Here is a 19,939-nt window from a genome sequence, read left to right on the forward strand (position 1 = left end):
CCTACCCGGCCCACGAGGACCCGGCAGCAACCCAGACAACGGTCGCAGCGCAGCCCACGACGAGTGACACGCCGAACCCGGCCGAACCCGGGACCGCGCCTGCGGTGATCGCACCCGGGCGGCAGGGTGGAGACGCGGCCGGCGCGGGCGAGGCTACGGGCAGCCCGGTGGGTGGTGCGGTGTCCGAGGCCGCCGTGGTGGTGCCCGTCGCTCCCGCCTCCCTGTCGCCCTCTCGTGCCAATGACTTCATGCAGTGCCCGCTGCTGTACCGCTTCCGGGTGATCGACCGGCTGCCGGAGAAGCCGAGTGCGGCGGCGACCCGGGGGACGCTGGTGCACTCGGTGCTGGAGCGGTTGTTCGACGCGCCGGCCGGGGAGCGGACCGCGCCCGCGGCCAAGTCGCTGATTCCCGGTCAGTGGGACCGGCTTCGGGAGAGCCGGCCGGAGGTGGTGGAGCTGTTCGCCGACGACCCGGACGGCGAGCGGCTGGCGCAGTGGCTCGGTGAGGCGGAGCGGCTCGTCGAGCGGTGGTTCACGCTGGAGGACCCGACGCGCCTGGAACCCGCCGAGCGGGAGCTGTTCGTGGAGGCGGAGCTGGACTCGGGGCTGCGACTGCGCGGGATCATCGACCGGGTCGACGTGGCGCCGACCGGCGAGGTGCGGATCGTCGACTACAAGACCGGCAAGGCGCCCCGGCCGGAGTACGCCGAGGGCGCGCTGTTCCAGATGAAGTTCTACGCCCTGGTGGTGTGGCGACTGAAGAACGTGATCCCGCGCCGGCTCCAGCTCGTCTATCTCGGCAGCGGTGACGTCCTGACGTACGACCCGGTCCTCGCCGACCTGGAGCGTGTCGAGCGCAAGCTGCTCGCGCTGTGGGAGGCGATCCGGCAGGCCACGCAGTCGGGTGACTGGCGACCGCGCCCGACGAAGCTGTGCGGCTGGTGCGACCACCAGGAGCACTGCCCGGAGTTCGGCGGCACTCCCCCGCCCTACCCGCTACCGGTGACGTCCGCGATCAGTGAGCAGGGCAGAATGGGGCCGGACTAGCGAAGGAGACTCACGTGGCCATCCGCGTCCTACTGGTCGACGACCAGCCGCTGCTGCGTACCGGATTCCGGATGATTCTGGAGGCCGAGCAGGACATCGCGGTCGTGGGCGAGGCCGGAGACGGCCTTCAGGCCATCGACCAGGTGCGGGCGCTGCAGCCCGACGTGGTCCTGATGGACATCCGTATGCCGCGGATGGACGGTGTGGAGGCGACCCGGCAGATCACCGGTCCCGGGCGGGACGGCCCGGCCAAGGTGCTGGTGCTGACCACCTTCGACCTCGACGAGTACGTGGTGGAGGCGTTGCGGGCGGGAGCCAGCGGCTTCCTGCTCAAGGACGCCCCGGCCAACGAGCTCGTGCAGGCGATCCGGGTGGTGGCCGCGGGCGAGGCACTGCTCGCGCCGAGCATCACCCGCCGGCTGCTCGACAAGTACGCCACGCATCTGCCGTCCGGTGACGAGCCGGTGCCGGACACCCTGCACACGCTGACCGACCGCGAGGTCGAGGTGCTGAAGCTGGTGGCGCGCGGGCTGTCGAACGCGGAGATCGCCGCGGATCTGTTCGTCAGCGAGACCACCGTGAAGACGCATGTCGGTCATGTGCTGACCAAGCTCGGGCTGCGGGACCGGGTGCAGGCCGCGGTGTACGCGTACGAGAGCGGTCTGGTGCGCCCCGGCGCGCAGTAGCGGGCGCCTCAGCGGTACGAGAGCGAAGAGGGCGTCCCCCACCTGACGGGGGGCGCCCTCTTCGTGCGTGCGGCCGCCGGATCAGCGCGTGTCGGCGGCCCGTCGGATCAGCCCTTGCCGAGTTCCCAGAAGCGGAAGACGGTGGAGGCGTCGAGGCAGTACTCCAGGCCGTAGACGTCGTCCCGGACGACGGCGTACTGCTTGGCCTGCCAGACCGGCAGAACCGGGACGTCCTTGGCGACGAGGTCCTGGAGCGTGCCGAAGTGTCCGTCCGTCGCGGCGCGGTCCGGCTGGGCGGCGGTCTCGGGGATGAGTGAGCCGGTGATCTTGTTGTTGTAGTAGTTGTTCTCCAGCACGTTGCCCTTGCCGAAGAAGGGGGCCGTGAAGTTGTCGGCGTCCGGGTAGTCGGGTACCCAGCCCTTGACGTACACGCCGTACTTGCCGGCGGCGACGTCCTTCTCGTACTGGTCGAAGGCCACGGACTGCACGTCGGCGTCGAACAGCCCGCTGGCGTTGAGCTGCCGGGCGATCGTCTTGAGTTCCTGGTCGGTGGCCGGGCCGTAGCGCGAGGGGGTCGACCACAGGGTCAGCTTCACCTTGCCGGTGATGCCCTCGTCGGCCAGGGCGGCGGCGGCCTTGGACCGGGAGGGCTGGGCGCCGTAGGTGTCGAAGAAGGCCGTGTTGTGGCCCGCGATACCGGCCGGGACGATCGAGTAGAGCGGGGTCGCGGTGCCCTGGTAGACGTCGTGGATGAGGGCTTCGCGGTCGAGCAGGTAGGCCATCGCCTTGCGGACGCCGAGCTTGCCCGTGACCGGGTCGTTCATGTTGAAGACGAGGTGCTGGACCTCGGCGCTGGTGCCCTCGACGACCTCGACGCCGGAGTCGGGTGAGGCCTCCTCGATGTCGGCGATGTCGCCCGCGCTCAGACCGCGGTAGGCGAGGTCGACCTCGGCATCGGTCAGGGCGGTCTTCAGGGCGGCCTGGTCGCCGTGGAAGAACTTCAGGGTGACGCCGGAGTTCTGGGGGTCGGCGGTGCCGTTGTAGTTCTCGTTGACGGAGAAGACGGCCTGGTCGTCGTCGAACGAGTCGAGCTGGTAGGGGCCGGAGCCGAACGCCTTGCCGTCCTTGCGAAGGCCGTCGGCGTCGTACTGCGTGTGGTCGACGATGGAGCCGGCACCGGAGGCGATTTTGCTGGGGAAGGTCGCGTCGGGGGTGTTCAGCCGGAAGACGACGGTCTCCTCGTCCGGGGTCTCGACCTTGTCGAGCATCGGGAACATGATCGCGGGACCGGCGTCGTCGTTGATCTGCAGCGTGCGGTCGAAGGAGAACTTGACGTCCTCGGAGGTGAGCGGGTCACCGTTGCTGAACTTGAGGCCGTCCTTGAGGCTGCACTGGTACACCTGGGTCTTGGTGTCGGTGAACTCGCACCTCTTCGCGGCGTCCGGCTCCGGTTCCGTGCCGCCCTTGGGGAAGCTGAGCAGCGACTGGAAGACGTTGTTGAACAACAGCCAGGATCCCGGGTCGTAACCGGAGGCCGGGTCGGTGGCGAGGACATCGTCGGACATCCCCATAACCACGGATGGGCCGTCGGCCCCGGAGTCCCCCGACTCCGAGCCGCAGCCGGTCAGCAGACCGGAGGCCAGCCCCGCCATGATCGGCAGGACCTGCCACTGGATGCGCTTGTTCACGAGCGAGTGCCTTGTCGTCGGTTTCTTGTGACCTCCCGGACCCGTCCGCGTGGGCCCGGGGCGAAGGAGGCGTGGTCGGTGGTCAGCCGCTCACGCCTGTGCCGAACGGCCGGTCAGCCGCTCACGCCCTTGCCGAGTTCCCACAGCTGCAGCGAGGAGGAGGAGTTGAGCGCATAGGCGGTGCCCGTGACGTCGTCGCGTGCGGCGACGTACTGCTTGCCCTGCCACAGCGGCAGCATCGGGACGTCCTTGGCGACGATGTCCTGGATCGCGGTGAGGCTTCCTGACGCGGCGAGACGGTCGGCCTGGCGACGGGAGTCCGGGATCAGCGTGTTGCGGATCTGGCCGTTGCTGTAGGGCGAGCCGAGGAAGTTGTCCTTGTCGAGGAAGGGGGCGAGGTAGCTGTCCGCGTCGGGGAAGTCCGGGAACCAGCCCATGCCGTAGACGTCGTACTTGCCCTTCTGCTCGGCCGGGCGGAAGGTGTCCCAGAGTTCGCCCTTGATGGTGACGTCGAAGAGCCCGCTGGCGTTGAGCTGCCTCTGCAGGTCCTCGAACTCCTGCTTGGTGCCCGGCCCGTAGTGGTCGGTCGTGTAGTGGAGGGTCAGCTTCACCGGAGTGCTGATGGCGGCCTGGGTCAGCAGGGATTTGGCCTTGGTGACGCTCGGGTCGCCGTACCGGTTGAAGAAGGAGTTGGAGTGGCCGGTGATGGTGGCCGGGACCAGCGAGAACAGCGGCTCGGCCTGGGTGCCGTAGACCTTGGAGATGAGTTCGCTGCGGTTGATGAGCTGCGCCATCGCCTGGCGCACGGCACGGGACTTCACGGTCGGCGCGTTGGTGTTGAAGGCGAGGTAGCGGATCTCCAGACCGGCCATCTCGACGAGGTCGACGTTCCCGCCGGACTCGTTGGACATCTTCTGGATCTGCTGGGGCGACAGGGTGCGGGTGATGAGGTCGATGTCGCCCTTTTCGAGGGCGGCGCCCATGGCGTCGGCGTCCTCGTAGGAACGCAGCTCGACCTTGTCGTTGTTCACCGTCAACGACCCCTTGTAGTTGGGGTTCTTGGTGAACACGGCGTCGACGAGCACGTTGTCCTTGACGTCGGCCTTCATGGTGTAGGGGCCGGAGCCCTCGACGTCGAAGCCGTCGCGGAGCTTGTTCTTCTCGTAGTCGTCGGGGTTGACGATGCCGGCGACCGGGGTCGACAGCTTGTACGGGAAGGTGGCGTCGGCGGTCTTGAGGTGGAAGATGACCTCGCGGTCGCCCTTGGTCTCGACGGTGTCGACGGTGGAGAGCAGGGCGAAGACGCCGGAGTCGGCCTTGATGGCGCGGGCGCGGTCGATGGAGTACTTCACGTCGGCCGCGGTGATGGCGTCGCCGTTGGCGAACTTCAGGCCGTCGCGCAGGGTGCAGACATAGCGTTCGTTGCCGCTGTCGCTGAAGCCGCAGGACTGGGCCGCCTCGGGCACGGGTTCGCCGTCGCCCTTGGGCTGGATCATCAGGGTCTGCACGGTCTGGCGCAGGACGTTCCAGGTGCCGACGTCGTAGGCGAAGGCCGGGTCGAGGGGCGCGGGAGCGTCCTTCGTGGCGGTGAACCGGTCCGTGGTGCCGACCCCGATCGCGTCGCCCCCGCCGCTGCCGCTGTCGGAACCGCCGCAAGCGGCGAGCACCGGCGCGAGCAGACCTATGACGGCCGGCAGCACCAAAGTCTTGCGGTTCATGCTCGAGTTTCTCCACAGCTGTTCAGTCCGTGTACCCGGCATGCAGGGGTGGTGCGGCCGATCACGGGGTTAGGGCGATGTTCTCACCAGGAGATTAGTCCGCACCTGCAGGAGGGTTCGCGGTCACGGGAGTTGAGCTTCCATCACACAGCGAAACCGGGTGTGGACGCACCGAAGGTTCGCCGGGGGAAGGATTGGTGCAGGGTTTCATCAATCGGGACACATGGGCGCGCCCGCGCCCCTCGAAGCAGGGCGTTCGGCACAGCCCGGGCCGCCTGTCGAGGGCCTGTCGAGGGCCTGTCGAGTGAAGAACCTCACACCCGCGCGCAGGCGCCGACCGGTCGGAATTCGGCCGTCCGGCGGGCTTCGAATTGTTTCGACAGGGCTCTGGGGAATTACCCCGCCATCCGCACTGCACGCTGGGTGAACAGCTGAGGCATTTCCGTCATCGAAGAGCGATCAAGCCCCGCAGAAATCTCAGGTCGACGTCTTCGAGCGACCCGACGACCGTGCGTCCGGGGGCCGGGAGGATGGGGGCCACGGAGGGCACGGCCACGACCTGGCAGCCGGCGGCCTCGGCGGCGGCGACACCGGTCGCGGTGTCCTCGACGACGGCGCATCTGGCCGGATCCGCGCCGAGGCCGGCGGCGGCGAACAGATACGGGTCGGGGTGCGGCTTGGTGCGCGGCACCTCGTCGCCGGCGACCGTGAGGGCGAAGTGCCGGCGGCCGAGGGAGTCGAGGACCCGGTCGATGATGCGCCGGTGCGAGGCGGAGACCAGGGCGGTGGGGATGCGGTGCGCGAACAGCTCGGCCAGCAGCCGGATGGCGCCGGGCATCAGCGGCAGGGAGCGGCCGATTCGGTCCTCGAAGCCCTGGTTGAGCAGGACGGTGAGCTCGGGGAGGGTGATGTCGGCGCCGGTGGCCTCGATCAGGAATCCGGCGCTGCGGGTCATGGGGCCGCCGACCACGACATGGCGCCAGGAGTCGTCGAGGGTGTGTCCGAGACCGGCGAAGACCTCGACCTCGACGTCCCACCAGAAGCCCTCGGTGTCCACCAGGGTGCCGTCCATGTCGAGGAGGACGGCCTGAAGGGCGGAGCCGTCTGCCGTACGGGTCAATGGCGCGGGGACCGTGCTGGTCATCCACGTACCTCCTTGAGGGACGCGCAGGCCGGTTCCCACGAGGGGAACCGGCCTGCCGGTGGACCGACCAGTGTACGACTTATCCGATCAGTGTGCCCGGTGAGCCGGATCGGCGGCTCAGCGGGCGTTGAAGTACTTCGCCTCCGGGTGGTGGATGACGATCGCGTCCGTGGACTGCTCGGGGTGGAGCTGGAACTCCTCGCTCAGCTGGACGCCGATGCGCTCGGGCCGGAGCAGGTCGGCGATCTTGGCGCGGTCCTCCAGGTTCGGGCAGGCGCCGTAGCCGAGGGAGAAGCGGGCGCCCCGGTACTTCAGGGCGAACATGTCCTCGACGTCGGCCGGGTCCTCGCCCGAGAAGCCGAGCTCGGAACGCACGCGCGCGTGCCAGTACTCGGCGAGCGCCTCGGCCAACTGGACGGACAGGCCGTGCAGTTCGAGGTAGTCGCGGTAGGCGTTGGCCTCGAACAGCTTGGCGGTCTGCTCACCGATCCGCGAGCCGACGGTGACGACCTGGAGGCCGACCACGTCGGTCTCCCCCGACTCCTCGGGGCGGAAGAAGTCGGCGAGGCAGAGCCGGCGGCCGCGGCGCTGGCGCGGGAAGGTGAAGCGGGTGCGCTCGTTGCCCTCCTCGTCCAGGATGATCAGGTCGTCGTCCTTGGACACGCAGGGGAAGTAGCCGTAGACGACGGCGGCTTCGAGAAGGTTGTCGGTCTGGAGCCGGTCCAGCAGGCCGCGCAGCCGGGGCCTGCCCTCGGTCTCGACGAGCTCCTCGTACGTGGGTCCCTCGCCGGTGCGGGCCTGCTTGAGCCCCCACTGCCCCTTGAACAGGGCGCCCTCGTCGAGCCAGGAGGCGTACTCCTTGAGCTGGATGCCCTTGATGACGCGGGTGTCCCAGAACGGCGGGGTGGGCACCGGGTTGTCGGTGGCCACGTCGGAGCGGACATGCCCCTCTTCGGGCCGCTCCTCCTCCACCTGTACGGCACTGGCGCGCACCCGGCGCTGCTTGAGCTCGGGCAGCTTGGCGCCCGGCACGCCCCGCTTGACGCCGATGAGGGCGTCCATGAGGCGCAGTCCCTCGAACGCGTCGCGCGCGTAGCGGACTTCGCCCTCGTAGATCTCGTACAGGTCCTGTTCGACGTACGCCCTCGTCAGCGCGGCTCCGCCCAGGATGACCGGGAAGTCGGCGGCGAGGCCGCGCTGGTTGAGCTCCTCCAGGTTCTCCTTCATGATCACCGTGGACTTGACCAGCAGGCCTGACATGCCGATGACGTCGGCGCGGTGCTCGGCGGCGGCGTCCAGGATCGCGGAGACCGGCTGCTTGATGCCGAGGTTGACCACGTTGTAGCCGTTGTTGGACAGGATGATGTCGACGAGGTTCTTGCCGATGTCGTGGACGTCGCCGCGGACGGTGGCGAGCACGATGGTGCCCTTGCCGGCCTCGTCGCCCTCGACCTTCTCCATGTGCGGTTCGAGGTAGGCGACGGCGGTCTTCATGACCTCGGCGGACTGGAGGACGAACGGCAGCTGCATCTGGCCGGAGCCGAACAGCTCGCCGACGACCTTCATGCCGTCCAGGAGGGTGTCGTTGACGATGTCGAGGGCGGGGCGCGTCCGGAGGGCCTCGTCGAGGTCGGCTTCCAGGCCGTTCTTCTCGCCGTCGATGATGCGGCGCTTGAGGCGCTCGTCCAGCGGCAGGGCGGCCAGTTCCTCGGCCCGGCCCGCCTTGAGGGACTTGGTGGTGGCGCCCTCGAACAGGGCCATCAGCTTCTGGAGGGGGTCGTAGCCCTCGGCGCGGCGGTCGTAGATGAGGTCGAGGGCCGTCTGGACCTCTTCCTCGGTGAAGCGGGCGATCGGCAGGATCTTCGACGCGTGGACGATCGCCGAGTCCAGGCCCGCCTTGGTGCACTCGTCGAGGAAGACCGAGTTGAGCAGGACGCGGGCGGCCGGGTTGAGGCCGAAGGAGATGTTGGACAGGCCCAGCGTGGTCTGGACGTCCGGGTGGCGGCGCTTGAGTTCGCGGATGGCCTCGATGGTGGCGACGCCGTCCTTGCGGGACTCCTCCTGACCGGTGCAGATGGTGAAGGTCAGGGTGTCGATGAGGATGTCCGACTCGTGGATGCCCCAGTTGCCGGTCAGGTCGTCGATGAGCCGTTCGGCGATCTCGACCTTCTTCTCGGGGGTGCGGGCCTGGCCCTCCTCGTCGATGGTCAGCGCGATCAGCGCCGCGCCGTGCTCCTGGGCGAGCTTGGTGACCTTCGCGAAGCGGGACTCGGGGCCGTCGCCGTCCTCGTAGTTGACGGAGTTGATGACCGCGCGGCCGCCGAGCTTCTCCAGGCCGGCCTGGATGACGGGGACCTCGGTGGAGTCCAGGACGATCGGCAGGGTGGAGGCGGTGGCGAAGCGGCCGGCGAGCTCCTTCATGTCGGCCACGCCGTCACGGCCCACGTAGTCCACACAGAGGTCGAGCATGTGGGCGCCCTCGCGGATCTGCTCGCGGGCCATCTCCACACAGTCGTCCCAGCGGGCCTCCAGCATGGCCTCGCGGAACTTCTTCGAGCCGTTGGCGTTGGTGCGCTCGCCGATCGCCAGGTAGGAGGTGTCCTGGCGGAAGGGGACCGTCTGGTAGAGGGAGGCGGCGCCGGGCTCGGGCTGCGGGTCGCGCTCGGGGGGCGTGAGGTCGCGGACCCGCTCGACGACCTGGCGCAGGTGCTCGGGGGTGGTGCCGCAGCAGCCTCCGATCAGGGAGAGGCCGTAGTCGCGGACGAAGTTCTCCTGGGCGTCGGCCAGGCCCTCGGGGTCGAGCGGGAAGTGCGCGCCGTCCTTGGTGAGGATCGGCAGGCCCGCGTTCGGCATGCACAGCAGCGGGATGCGGGAGTGCCGGGCGAGGTAGCGCAGGTGCTCGCTCATCTCGGCGGGGCCGGTCGAGCAGTTCAGACCGATCATGTCGATGCCGAGCGGCTCCAGCGCGGTCAGCGCGGCGCCGATCTCGGAGCCGAGCAGCATGGTGCCGGTGGTCTCGAACGCCATCGAGACGACCAGCGGCACGTCGGCGCCGGTGGCCTCCAGCGCGCGGTGGGCGCCCAGGACGGAGGCCTTCGTCTGGAGGAGGTCCTGCGTGGTCTCGACGATCAGGGCGTCGGCGCCGCCGGCGAGCAGGCCCTCGACGTTGGCCTGGTAGCCGTCGCGGATCGTGGCGTAGTCGATGTGGCCGAGGGTGGGCAGCTTGGTGCCGGGGCCGACGGAGCCCAGGACCCAGCGCGGGCGGCCGTCGCGGGCGGTGTGCTCGTCGGCCGCCTCGCGGGCGATCCGGGCACCCGCCTCGGACAGTTCGTGCACGCGGTCGGCGATGTCGTACTCCGACGCGGCCGTGTGGTTGGACCCGAAGGTGTTGGTCTCGACGCAGTCGACGCCCACCGCGAAGTACGCGTCGTGGACGGAACGGACGATGTCCGGGCGTGTCACGTTGAGGATCTCGTTGCAGCCTTCGAGGTTCTCGAAGTCCTCGAGGGTGGGGTCCTGCGCCTGCAGCATGGTGCCCATCGCTCCGTCGGCGACCACCACTCTGGTGGCGAGCGCCTCGCGGAGCGCGGACACACGGGTCCGGCTGTCGGCGGAAGGGGTCGGTGGCGACGAGGCCATGAAGGGGCTCCCTCAGTTGCGACGGCTGTCGGCTTCAGGGCGCCCGCGAGTCGTCCCACGCCGGGCGCACCACGCCAGGGTAGCCGGGTCCTCGCGAGGATGGTCGGCACGTCCACGGGACGGACGAGGATGACGGGCGGGTCACCGACGGGATACCAGTGACACAACAGATGCCGACCGACCATTAGCGGGAGGTCGGCATCGACCGGTAGTGTTCGACATTGCCGAACAGCGGCAGCGACGCCGTAGCACTCGGCTGTCGAAGGGGACGGAGGCAGGACGGCGATGGCACGGAACATCCAGTCGCTCGAACGGGCCGCCGCGATGCTGCGGCTCCTCGCGGGCGGCGAGCGGCGGCTCGGCCTGTCGGACATCGCCTCGTCCCTGGACCTGGCCAAGGGCACCGCGCACGGCATCCTGCGCACCCTCCAGGCGGAGGGGTTCGTGGAGCAGGACGAGGCCTCCGGGCGGTACCAGCTGGGCGCCGAGCTGCTGCGCCTGGGCACCACCTACCTGGACGTGCACGAGTTGCGCGCGCGTGCGCTCGTGTGGACCGACGACCTGGCCCGTTCCAGCGGCGAGAGCGTCCATCTGGGCGTGCTGCACCAGCACGGCGTGCTGATCGTGCACCACGTCTTCCGGCCCGACGACAGCCGCCAGGTGCTGGAGATCGGGGCCATGCAGCCCCTGCACTGCACGGCGCTCGGCAAGGTGCTCTCGGCGTACGACCCGGTCGCGCACAGCGAGGCGCTGGAGAGCGACCGCAAGGCGTTCACCGAACGGACCGTGTGCGACCTGGAGGACTTCGAGCAGCTCCTGGACGTCACGCGCGCGCGTGGGTACGCGGCGGACGTCGAGGAGACCTGGGAGGGCGTGGCGTCGATCGCCGCGCCCATCCACGACCGGCGGCGGATGCCGGTCGGCGCGGTCGGCATCACGGGCGCCGTGGAGCGGCTGTGCCGGCCCGACGAGGAGGGCGCGCTGCGTCCCGAGCTGATCGCGGCGGTGCGGGACTGCGCCCGCGCGGTCTCGCGGGACCTGGGCGCCGGGCGGTTCTGAGTACCGCAGGTCAGGGCTGGTACGTCGGTGACGTGCCGGCCCTTCGCCGCACCCTGACACAACGGCATAAATCGCCAAAACAAGATCGTTGACTCACAGCTGTCAATAACGATCGAGTTTTCGACAACAGAACCCTTGACGGGCGCGCAGCCCCGGAGCAAGACTCCCGTCCATCGGTCGGCATTGTCGAACACCTACCGGCAATACGCGCTAGAGTGTGACAACGCCATGGGCCGGCATCGCTCTCACCCCGAGAGCAGCTCGAACCTCCGGAGGGACCCGGGGTTCGGTCCCCTGGACGAAGGACAAAGGAGTCGCGGGTGTCCAGCTCCGACATCTTCATCGGCGAGACCATCGGTACCGCCATACTCATCCTGCTCGGCGGTGGCGTGTGCGCCGCCGTCACGCTGAAGGCCTCCAAGGCCCGCAACGCCGGCTGGCTCGCCATCACCTTCGGGTGGGGTTTCGCCGTTCTGACGGCTGTCTACACCTCGGCGCCGCTCTCGGGCGCCCACCTCAACCCGGCCGTGACCCTGGCGCTCGCGCTCAAGAAGGACGGCATCTCCTGGGGCGACGTCCCGATCTACTGGGGCGGGCAGCTGCTCGGCGCCATGATCGGTGCGACGCTGGTCTGGATCGCCTACTACGGCCAGTTCCAGGCGCACCTGACCGACAAGGAGATCGTCGGCGCCCCAGGCGCGCAGGCCACGACCGCCAAGGCCGTCGAGGCACAGGAGAAGGGCGCGGGCCCGGTGCTCGGCATCTTCTCCACCGGCCCCGAGGTCCGGGTCGCCTGGCAGAACGTCGCCACGGAGGTCATCGGCACGATCGTGCTCGTGCTGGCCGTCCTGACGCAGGGTCTCAACGGCGACGGCAAGGGCCTGGGCACCCTGGGCGCCCTGATCACCGCGCTCGTGGTGGTCTCGATCGGTCTCTCCCTCGGTGGTCCGACCGGCTACGCGATCAACCCGGCCCGTGACCTCGGTCCGCGCATCGTGCACGCCCTCCTGCCCCTGCCCAACAAGGGCGGCTCCGACTGGGCCTACGCCTGGGTCCCGATCGCCGGTCCGCTGATCGGCGGGGCGATCGCCGCGGGCATCTACAACATCGCTTTCGCTTAGAACATCCCTAGCGGTCGTACAGCAAAGCAGTCGTAGAGCAGTCGTAGACACTCCCTCACTCACGGAACCCAGGAGCACACAGTGACCGACGCCCACACCGCCGGCCCCTTCATCGCCGCCATCGACCAGGGCACCACCTCCAGCCGCTGCATCGTCTTCGACCGGGACGGACGTATCGTCTCCGTCGACCAGAAGGAGCACGAGCAGATCTTCCCGAAGCCGGGCTGGGTCGAGCACAACGCCACCGAGATCTGGACCAACGTCCAGGAGGTCGTCGCCGGAGCCGTCCAGAAGGCCGGCATCACCCGCGACGACATCAAGGCCATCGGCATCACCAACCAGCGCGAGACCACGCTGCTGTGGGACAAGAACACCGGTGAGCCCGTCCACAACGCCATCGTCTGGCAGGACACCCGCACCGACGCGCTGTGCCGGGAGCTCGGCCGCAACGTCGGCCAGGACCGCTTCCGCCGCGAGACGGGTCTGCCGCTGGCCTCCTACTTCGCCGGCCCGAAGGCCCGCTGGCTGCTCGACAACGTCGAGGGCCTGCGTGAGCGCGCCGAGCGCGGCGACATCCTCTTCGGCACCATGGACAGCTGGGTCATCTGGAACCTGACCGGTGGTGTCGACGGCGGCAAGCACTACACCGACGTCACCAACGCCTCCCGCACCATGCTGATGAACCTCCGCACGCTGGAGTGGGACGAGAAGATCGCCGAGTCCATCGGCGTCCCGCTGAACATGCTCCCGGAGATCCGCTCCTCCGCCGAGGTCTACGGCGAGGTCAGCGGCGGCAAGCTCGGCGACCTGCTCGGCGGCATCCCGGTCGCCTCGGCGCTCGGCGACCAGCAGGCGGCCCTGTTCGGCCAGACCTGTTTCGCCGAGGGCGAGGCCAAGTCGACGTACGGCACCGGCACGTTCATGCTGATGAACACCGGTGACAAGATCATCAACTCGTACTCGGGGCTGCTGACGACCGTCGGCTACCGCATCGGCGACGAGGCGCCGGTCTACGCCCTGGAGGGCTCGATCGCCGTCACCGGTTCGCTGGTGCAGTGGATGCGCGACCAGATGGGCCTGATCTCCACCGCCGCCGAGATCGAGACGCTCGCGCTCTCGGTCGAGGACAACGGCGGCGCGTACTTCGTGCCCGCCTTCTCCGGGCTCTTCGCCCCCTACTGGCGCCCGGACGCCCGCGGTGTGATCGCCGGCCTCACCCGGTACGTCACCAAGGCGCACATCGCGCGCGCCGTCCTGGAGGCCACCGCCTGGCAGACCCGTGAGATCAGCGACGCCATGACCAAGGACTCCGGCGTCGAGCTCGCGGCCCTCAAGGTCGACGGCGGCATGACCTCCAACAACCTGCTGATGCAGACGCTCTCGGACTTCCTGGACGCCCCCGTGGTGCGTCCGATGGTCGCCGAGACCACCTGCCTCGGTGCCGCCTACGCCGCCGGTCTCGCCGTCGGCTTCTGGACCAGCACCGACGACCTGCGCGCCAACTGGCGCCGGGCCGCCGAGTGGACCCCCAACATGGCCGCGGAGAAGCGCGACCGTGAGTACAAGAGCTGGCTCAAGGCCGTCGAGCGGACCATGGGCTGGCTCGAGGACGACGAGAGCTGAGCACCACCCTCACCAGCTCTGACGAGGAGTAAGAACCCCACATGACCAGTCAGTCCACCCTGCAGTCCGTGCCTGCCCTCGGTACGCACCCGGCCTCCGGCTCCCACCCGAGCCGCGCCGAGACCCGGGAGCAGCTCTCCAAGGCGTCGTACGACCTTCTCGTGATCGGCGGCGGCATCCTGGGCATCTCCACCGCCTGGCACGCCGCGCAGTCCGGCCTCAGGGTGGCCCTGGTCGACGCCGGCGACTTCGCCGGCGCCACCTCCTCCGCCTCCTCCAAGCTGCTCCACGGCGGTCTGCGCTATCTGCAGACCGGCGCGGTGAGGCTGGTGGCGGAGAACCACTTCGAGCGCCGTGCGGTCTCCCGCCAGGTGGCACCCCACCTGGCGAACCCGCTCACCTTCTACCTCCCCGTGTACAAGGGCGGGCCGCACGGCGCCGCGAAGCTCGGGGCGGGCGTCTTCGCCTACTCCGCGCTCTCGGCGTTCGGTGACGGCGTCGGACACCTCCTGTCCCCCTCCAGGGCGGCGCAGGACGTGCCCGAGCTGCGGACCGAGAACCTCAAGGCCGTGGCCGTGTACGGCGACGACCAGATGAACGACGCGCGCATGGCGCTGATGACGGTCCGCGCGGCCGTCGAGTCGGGCGCGGTCGTGCTGAACCACGCCGAGGTGACCGGGCTCCGGTTCACCAGGGGCCGGGTGACCGGCGCGGACCTGCGCGACCGGCAGTCCGGCGACGAGTTCGGCGTGAACGCCCGGCTCGTGCTGAACGCGACCGGGCCGTGGGTCGACCACCTGCGCAAGATGGAGGACCCGAACGCGGCGCCGTCCATCCGCCTGTCCAAGGGCGCTCACCTGGTCCTGAAGCGGACCGCGCCGTGGAAGGCCGCGCTGGCCACCCCGATCGACAAGTACCGGATCACCTTCGCGCTGCCCTGGGAGGACATGCTCCTGCTCGGCACCACGGACGAGGAGTTCGAGGGCGACCCGGCGGACGTCGCGGTCACGGAGAAGGACACGGCCCAGATACTCGACGAGGCCGCGTTCTCCGTCCGCGACCAGCAGCTCTCCCGCGACCTGATCACGTACTCCTTCGCGGGTCTGCGGGTGCTGCCGGGCGGTCCCGGTGACACGGCGAAGGCCAAGCGCGAGACCGTGGTGACGGAGGGCCGTGGCGGCATGCTGTCCGTCGCGGGCGGCAAGTGGACGACCTTCCGGCACATCGGCCGTACGGTCATGCAGAAGCTGGAGGCGCTGCCCGGCGCCCCGCTCGGTGACGACTTCGAGCCGATCTCCGCCCTGCCGAAGCGGCTCCCCCTCCCCGGTGTCGCCAACCCGCGCGCGGTCGCGCACCGCCTGCTGGTGGACAACCCGGCACCGGGTCCGCGCATGGCCGCCGACACGGCGAAGCACCTGGCGACCCACTACGGCTCGCTCGCCTTCGACATCGCGCGTCTGGCCAACGAGAACCCGGAGCTGGGTGAGCGGGTCCACCCGGACGCCCCGGAGATCTGGGCGCAGGTCGTGTACGCCCGGGACAACGAGTGGGCCGAGACGCCGGACGACGTGCTGCGCCGCCGGACGACGCTGACGATCCGGGGTCTGGCCACGGACGAGGTCCGCGCGAAGGTCCAGGACCTGCTCGACAAGAAGTAGCCCCGGGTCCGGTCCCTCCCCGACCGGGACCGGCATCCCGAGAACGGCCCCTCCTCCCCTGTGGGGGCCGGCCTGCGAAAGGGGGCGGCTCCCCGCCGACGGGGCCGCCCCCTTTCGTCTGCCCGGTGGTGCCCGCTGCCCTCCTGGGGACGGGCCGCACCGGACTGCCTCCATAATGTGCTGAGACATCCGACGTCTCAGCGCAGTGCGGGGCGAGAAGGAGGCCGGACATGGCTGTCACCGACGAGGCGATCGAGAAGATCAAGGGCATGATCGTCTCGGGCGCGCTGCGCCCCGGCGAGCGGCTCCCCAAGGAGAGCGAGCTCGCCTCCGAGCTGGGGCTGTCCCGAAACTCGCTGCGCGAGGCCGTGCGGGCGCTGTCGCTGATCCGCATCCTGGACGTACGTCAGGGTGACGGCACATATGTGACCAGCCTGGACCCGCAACTCCTCCTGGAGGCGATGAGCTTCGTCGTGGACTTCCACCGCGACGACACGGTCCTGGAATTCCTGGCGGTGCGCCGCATCCTGGAGCCGGCCGCCACCGCGATGGCCGCCTCCCGGATCAGCGAGCAGCAACTGGACGCGCTCAACGCCCAGTTGGACAAGCTCGGCGACAGCCCGTCGGTGGAGGAACTGGTCGCCTGCGATCTCGACTTCCACCGCGGGATCGTGCAGAGCTCCGGCAACTCCGTGCTCTGCTCCCTCCTGGACGGCCTGTCCGGGCCCACCACCCGGGCCCGGATCTGGCGCGGCCTGACCCAGGAGGACGCGGTCAGCCGCACCCTGCACGAGCACCGCGCGATCCTCGCGGCCCTGCGCGACCGGGACGCCGAGGCGGCCCGCTCGTGGGCGACCGTGCACATCGCGAGCGTGGAGCAGTGGTTGCGCTCCACGCTGTGAGAAGCCTCCGAGTGGCATCGGAACGGGGGTGTTCCCGGGTGGCGAACGGGGCAGTGATCGTTCACTCCCCCGTGCAAGGGGGCTGCGGGCGCCCCCGCCGGACGCCGTAAGGTTGGTGCGTTAAGCGAGGGCACGTCGGAAGGAGGCGCTGGGTGATCGAGCTCGAGGGGGTTCCCGAGCTGATCGACCCGGTCATGGTGGCCGCGTTCGAGGGCTGGAACGACGCCGGCGACGCCGCCTCCACCGCGGTCGCGCATCTGGACAGGGAGTGGAAGGGCGAGGTGTTCGCGGCACTCGACGCCGAGGACTACTACGACTTCCAGGTGAACCGCCCCACGGTGTGGCTGGACGGCGGGGTGCGCAAGATCACGTGGCCGACGACAAGGCTGTCGGTGGTCCGCGTCGGCGGTGACAAGCCGCGTGACCTGGTACTCGTCCGAGGTATCGAACCGTCGATGCGCTGGCGCTCGTTCTGCAACGAGCTGCTGGGCTTCGCCCACGAACTGGGCGTGGAGCTGGTGGTGATCCTGGGCGCGCTGCTCGGTGACACCCCGCACACCCGTCCGGTTCCGATCAGCGGGACCACGTCCGATGCGGATCTGGCTCAGCGGATGGACCTGGAGGAGACCAAGTACGAGGGTCCCACGGGGATCGTCGGCATCCTCCAGGAGGCCTGCACCCACGCGGGCGTGCCCGCGGTGTCGCTGTGGGCGGCCGTTCCGCACTACGTGTCGCAGCCGCCGAACCCGAAGGCGACACTGGCCCTCCTGAACCGTCTGGAGGACCTGATCGACGTGCGGATTCCGCTGGGCGAGCTGGCCGAGGACGCGCGCGCCTGGCAGGTGGGCGTGGACCAACTGGCCGCCGAGGACAGCGAGGTCGCCGAGTACGTCCAGACGCTGGAGGAGGCCCGGGACACCGCGGAGCTGCCGGAGGCCTCGGGCGAGGCGATCGCCCGGGAGTTCGAGCGGTATCTGCGGCGCCGGGACGGCGGCCAGCCGGGTCAGCCGGGCGGGCACGCGACCGCGGACGGCAGCGACAGTTCGGCCTACCTGCGGGAGAGCCCCGGCGGTCGTACGAAGCCTCCCAAGCCGCCGAAGCCGGAGGCGGCGGAGACGGAACCGGAGCGGGCACCCGAGCGGGAACCGGAGACGGACGACGAGGACTCGTCGCCGGAGGACTGAGCGGATGAGGGCGGTGCACACGCACCGCCCTCTCCGGTTCAGCTCTGGATCTGGTTCACCGCCACCGCGTCGTAATCGGTGGTGGGCGTGGGCTCCACGTCGAAGCGCGCGTTGGGCAGATACAGGCGCCTTCCCCAGGCGGCCACCGTCGTCGGGATGCGGAAGCGCGGGTCCGTGACACGGGTGATCGCGGTGCCCCGGGTGCCGGCGTCGTTCAGCCGGAACACGTCGATCGCGTTCTGCTGCTGCTGGACGGCGTAGAGGGTCCGGCCGAGCAGCAACAGGCCGTCGCCGTTGGGGAGTTTCGCGGTGCCGAGGTCGACGGCCCGGGCGGCGCCGGTGGCGGGGTCGACCCGCATGAGGCCGCCGCCGTTCGCGAAGCCGTTCACCACGAGCAGGGCGCGGCCGTCGGGGGTGCGCTCGATGCCGTTGGCCGTGAAGTCGGGTCCCTGCTGCCAGTCCCCGGTCAGGGGTACGGTCGTCACCGCGCCCTTGGCCAGCTTGTAGAGCACCGGCTTGAAGGAGTCGGTGAACCAGGCGGCGCCCGGGGTGAGGACCACGTCGTTCACGAAGGTGCCGCCGGTGGCGTACACCTGCTCGGTCACGCCGGAGCGGACGTCGACGGTCCGGATCTCGGCGCTGTCGCCGCCGGCGAGGAAGAGTCTGCGGCCGTGCCGGTCGATCTTCAGGCCCACCGTCGGGCGGCCGGTGCCTCTCGCGACGATCCCGCCGCGGCCGGTGGCCAGGCTCGCCCGGTAGATGTCGCCGTTCGCGAGCGAGCCGAACCAGGCGTACGGCTCGGAGCCGATGGTGATGCCCTCGGGCTGGAAGCCCTCGGGCAGGGGGAACTGCGCGGGCCACGCGGCGCGCCGGGTGCCGGCCGCGTGCGCGGTGCCGCCGAGCAGGGCCGCTCCGGTGAGCGCGGCGGTCGTGGTCAGGAGTGTGCGACGTGCGAAGGAACGGTCTGCGGGTGCCACGGGTGCGTCCTTCCGCAATAGGCTGGCCCGGGGGCCGGCCGAACAGTCAAGCGACGCTCCCACCCCATCACATGACAGCGGCCTCCACAGGCTTCGGCCGGATTGTGACGTGACGTCGCTTTCTGGATGGATTGCACCCGATGCCCAACTCAAGGAAGGGGCGCTTCCCACCGCAGGGAGGGAAGCGCCCCTTCCGTTCGGCCTTCTAGAGGGCCACGCCGAGCAGCGCGTCCACCGCGCGGGTCACCACACCGGGGGCGCCCATGTCGGTACCCCCCTGCTCCTCCTGGAGGACGGCCCAGCGGTCGACGGCGGTCAGTGCGGTGGGCGCGTCGAGGTCGTTCGCGAGGGCCTCGCGGATCTCCTCGACGAGCGCCTCGGCGGAGGGTCCGTCGGGCCGGGAGACGGCGGCACGCCAGCGGCCCAGCCGCTCCACGGCGTCCTGGAGGACCTGGTCGGTCCACTCCCAGTCGGCCCGGTAGTGGTGGGCGAGCAGCGCGAGCCGGATGGCGGCGGGGTCGACGCCCTCGCGGCGCAGCTGCGACACGAAGACCAGGTTGCCCTTGGACTTCGACATCTTCTCGCCGTCGAGGCCGACCATGCCGGCGTGGACGTACGCCTTGGCCATGGGGAACTCGCCGGTCAGCACCTGGGCGTGCGAGGCGCCCATCTCGTGGTGCGGGAAGGCGAGGTCGGAACCGCCGCCCTGGACGTCGAAGGTCATTCCGAGGTGGTCAAGGGCGATCGCCACGCACTCGATGTGCCAGCCGGGGCGTCCCCGGCCGAGCGAGGCGCCGTCCCAGCTGGGCTCGCCCTCGCGGGCGGCCATCCACAGCATCGGGTCGAGGGGGTTCTTCTTGCCCGGACGGTCCGGGTCGCCGCCGCGCTCGGCGGACAGCAGCCGCATGGCGGCCGCGTCGAGGTTCGAGACCTTCCCGAAGTTCGGGTCGGACTCGACGGAGAAGTAGGTGTCGCCTTCGAGCTCGTAGGCGGCACCGGCGTCCCGCAGCCGCTCGACGAGCGGCACGATCCCGGGTATCGCCTCGACCGCACCGATGTAGTGCTGCGGAGGCAGCATTCGGAGGGCGGTCATGTCCTCGCGGAAGAGGACCGTCTCCTTCTCGGCGAGCGCGGCCCAGTCGATGCTGTCCCGCTCGGCGCGCTCCAGGAGCGGATCGTCGATGTCGGTGACGTTCTGGACGTAGTGAACCTGGCGCTTGGTGTCGAGCCACACGCGCTGCACGAGGTCGAACGCGTTGTAGGTCGCGGCGTGCCCCATGTGGGTGGCGTCGTACGGCGTGATGCCGCAGACGTAGAGACGGGCGACAGGACCGGGGTCGAGGGAGACCAGACCACCGGTCGCGGTGTCGTGGATCCTCAGGTCGCGGCCCTGACCAAGCAGGGCGGGGACCTCGGAAGCGGGCCAGGCATGCATGTCATGAGCCTAACCGGACGGATGTTCCGTATACGAACCGGACCGGGCCAGATGGCCGG

General features: G+C 69.8%; 14 protein-coding genes. 8 read left to right on the forward strand and 6 right to left on the reverse strand.

The window, feature by feature from the left end; genetic code table 11:
* Nucleotides 1-167: 167 nt before the first annotated feature.
* The gene (locus tag H293_RS0109970) at nucleotides 168-1,046 is read left to right on the forward strand and encodes a RecB family exonuclease (RefSeq protein ID WP_259294453.1); all 879 of its coding nucleotides are present in this window, start codon (nucleotides 168-170) and stop codon (nucleotides 1,044-1,046) included.
* A 14-nt stretch (nucleotides 1,047-1,060) separates the two neighbouring features.
* Nucleotides 1,061-1,732 (forward strand): response regulator, encoded by a 672-nt coding sequence (locus H293_RS0109975; protein ID WP_020117730.1) that lies wholly within the window; start codon nucleotides 1,061-1,063, stop codon nucleotides 1,730-1,732.
* A gap of 107 nt (nucleotides 1,733-1,839) precedes the next feature.
* Here H293_RS0109975 and H293_RS0109980 read toward each other — a convergent pair whose 3' ends face one another.
* The 4 genes from H293_RS0109980 to metH all read right to left on the reverse strand — a co-directional run bounded on the left by H293_RS0109980 (nucleotide 1,840) and on the right by metH (nucleotide 9,921).
* Complete coding sequence (locus tag H293_RS0109980; RefSeq protein ID WP_020117731.1) at nucleotides 1,840-3,420, reverse strand: ABC transporter substrate-binding protein; 1,581 nt, start codon at nucleotides 3,418-3,420, stop codon at nucleotides 1,840-1,842.
* 113 nt (nucleotides 3,421-3,533) lie between these two features.
* The gene (locus H293_RS0109985; RefSeq protein WP_020117732.1) at nucleotides 3,534-5,138 is read right to left on the reverse strand and encodes an ABC transporter substrate-binding protein; all 1,605 of its coding nucleotides are present in this window, start codon (nucleotides 5,136-5,138) and stop codon (nucleotides 3,534-3,536) included.
* A gap of 445 nt (nucleotides 5,139-5,583) precedes the next feature.
* Nucleotides 5,584-6,282, reverse strand: a complete 699-nt coding sequence (locus H293_RS0109990; RefSeq protein ID WP_020117733.1) for an HAD family hydrolase — start codon at nucleotides 6,280-6,282, stop codon at nucleotides 5,584-5,586.
* 117 nt (nucleotides 6,283-6,399) lie between these two features.
* A complete protein-coding gene (gene metH, locus H293_RS0109995; RefSeq protein ID WP_020117734.1) occupies nucleotides 6,400-9,921 on the reverse strand; it encodes a methionine synthase in 3,522 nt (1,173 codons plus the stop codon).
* A 285-nt stretch (nucleotides 9,922-10,206) separates the two neighbouring features.
* On the opposite strand from metH, the gene H293_RS0110000 reads away from it, so the two are divergent.
* From H293_RS0110000 to H293_RS49305, 6 genes are all read left to right on the forward strand, one after another.
* Complete coding sequence (locus H293_RS0110000) at nucleotides 10,207-10,980, forward strand: IclR family transcriptional regulator (protein WP_020117735.1); 774 nt, start codon at nucleotides 10,207-10,209, stop codon at nucleotides 10,978-10,980.
* A 320-nt stretch (nucleotides 10,981-11,300) separates the two neighbouring features.
* On the forward strand, nucleotides 11,301-12,101 hold the full coding sequence (locus H293_RS0110005) for an MIP/aquaporin family protein (RefSeq protein ID WP_020117736.1): 801 nt from the start codon (nucleotides 11,301-11,303) through the stop codon (nucleotides 12,099-12,101).
* Nucleotides 12,102-12,182: 81 nt separating this feature from the next.
* A complete protein-coding gene (glpK, locus tag H293_RS0110010) occupies nucleotides 12,183-13,724 on the forward strand; it encodes a glycerol kinase GlpK (protein WP_020117737.1) in 1,542 nt (513 codons plus the stop codon).
* Nucleotides 13,725-13,765: 41 nt separating this feature from the next.
* Nucleotides 13,766-15,382, forward strand: a complete 1,617-nt coding sequence (locus tag H293_RS0110015) for a glycerol-3-phosphate dehydrogenase/oxidase (protein ID WP_020117738.1) — start codon at nucleotides 13,766-13,768, stop codon at nucleotides 15,380-15,382.
* A 230-nt stretch (nucleotides 15,383-15,612) separates the two neighbouring features.
* Nucleotides 15,613-16,284 (forward strand): FadR/GntR family transcriptional regulator, encoded by a 672-nt coding sequence (locus tag H293_RS0110020; protein ID WP_020117739.1) that lies wholly within the window; start codon nucleotides 15,613-15,615, stop codon nucleotides 16,282-16,284.
* 152 nt (nucleotides 16,285-16,436) lie between these two features.
* Nucleotides 16,437-17,468 (forward strand): PAC2 family protein, encoded by a 1,032-nt coding sequence (locus H293_RS49305; protein ID WP_020117740.1) that lies wholly within the window; start codon nucleotides 16,437-16,439, stop codon nucleotides 17,466-17,468.
* Between the two features lie 38 nt (nucleotides 17,469-17,506).
* Here H293_RS49305 and H293_RS0110030 read toward each other — a convergent pair whose 3' ends face one another.
* Complete coding sequence (locus H293_RS0110030; protein ID WP_020117741.1) at nucleotides 17,507-18,445, reverse strand: SMP-30/gluconolactonase/LRE family protein; 939 nt, start codon at nucleotides 18,443-18,445, stop codon at nucleotides 17,507-17,509.
* A gap of 205 nt (nucleotides 18,446-18,650) precedes the next feature.
* Nucleotides 18,651-19,880 (reverse strand): cysteine--1-D-myo-inosityl 2-amino-2-deoxy-alpha-D-glucopyranoside ligase, encoded by a 1,230-nt coding sequence (mshC, locus tag H293_RS0110035; RefSeq protein WP_020117742.1) that lies wholly within the window; start codon nucleotides 19,878-19,880, stop codon nucleotides 18,651-18,653.
* Nucleotides 19,881-19,939 lie beyond the last annotated feature (59 nt).

The organism is Streptomyces canus 299MFChir4.1 (assembly GCF_000383615.1).
In the GTDB taxonomy this organism is placed as follows: Bacteria; Actinomycetota; Actinomycetes; order Streptomycetales; family Streptomycetaceae; genus Streptomyces; species Streptomyces canus_C.